The 912-nt window shown below is 74.6% G+C and carries 1 protein-coding gene; it reads right to left on the reverse strand.

From position 1 onward, the window contains the following. Positions 1-912, reverse strand: a protein-coding gene (locus G6O68_RS33785) for an IS630 family transposase (RefSeq protein ID WP_390625419.1) whose coding sequence is annotated in 2 segments (ribosomal slippage) — positions 1-588 and positions 588-912 — 913 coding nt annotated over the 2 segments. Because the reading frame shifts where the segments join, the coding sequence is not laid out codon by codon here. This gene is flagged as partial in the annotation.

A 912-nucleotide genomic window follows, 5' to 3' on the forward strand; every position in this document is an offset into this window, starting at 1 on the left:
CGCGATACCCGGAATGCGCGATGAAGTTGCGACATTCGCGGGGCGTGAACTCGCCGACGAGGCGTCCCAGGCGACGCCAGAGGCCCTCGAAGGTGCGCTCGCCGGCCTTGCGGAGCAGGGCCTTCAACTTGGCGAAGGCCTGCTCGATCGGGTTGAGGTCGGGGCTGTACGGCGGCGGGAAGAGCAGCCGGCAGCCCGCGGACTCGATCGCCTCGCGGACGCCGGCCCGCTTGTGGGCGGCCAGGTTGTCCATCACCGCCGCGTCGCCGGGCGTCAGGGTCGGGACGACGAACTGGTGGATGTAGGCTTCGAAGGTCTCGCCATTGATCGCCCCGTCGACCACCAGCGGGGCGGTCAGGCCGTCGACGCGGAGGGCGGCGACGAAGGTCGTCGTCTTCCAGTGGCCGTGCGGGGCGGCCTCGACCAGGCGGACGCCGCTGGGCGCTCGGCCGCGGGCGCGGGCCATGTTCGTCTTCGTCCAGGTCTCGTCGGTGAAGACCAGCCGGGCCGGGTCGAGGGCGGGGGCCTCCTCCCGCCACCGCGCCCGGCCCCGGGCGACGTCCGGGCGGTGCTGCTCGGCGGCCCTCACGACTTTTTTTTCAGGGTCAGGCCCGGGGCGTCGATCGCCCGCCAGAGCGTGGAGATCCCCAGGTCCAGGCCGAGGCGGCGGCGGTGCTCCTCCAGGGTGGCGTCGGGGGCCTCGCGGACCGAGGCCCGGATGGCCTCGGCGTGCTCGGCCCACTTCGGCGGCGAGCCGTGGCGCTGCCGCCGCGGGGCGACCTCGCCGGTCTCGCGGCGACGCTGCTTCAGGCGGCGGACCCAGCTGGGGCTGACGCGATACCTGGCCGCCACCTCGGCGGTCGGCGTCCCGGCGTCGCAGTCGGCGAGCACGCGCTCGCGCAGGTCGGCGGA

It is taken from the genome of Paludisphaera soli (assembly GCF_011064595.1).
In the GTDB taxonomy this organism is placed as follows: Bacteria; Planctomycetota; Planctomycetia; order Isosphaerales; family Isosphaeraceae; genus Paludisphaera; species Paludisphaera soli.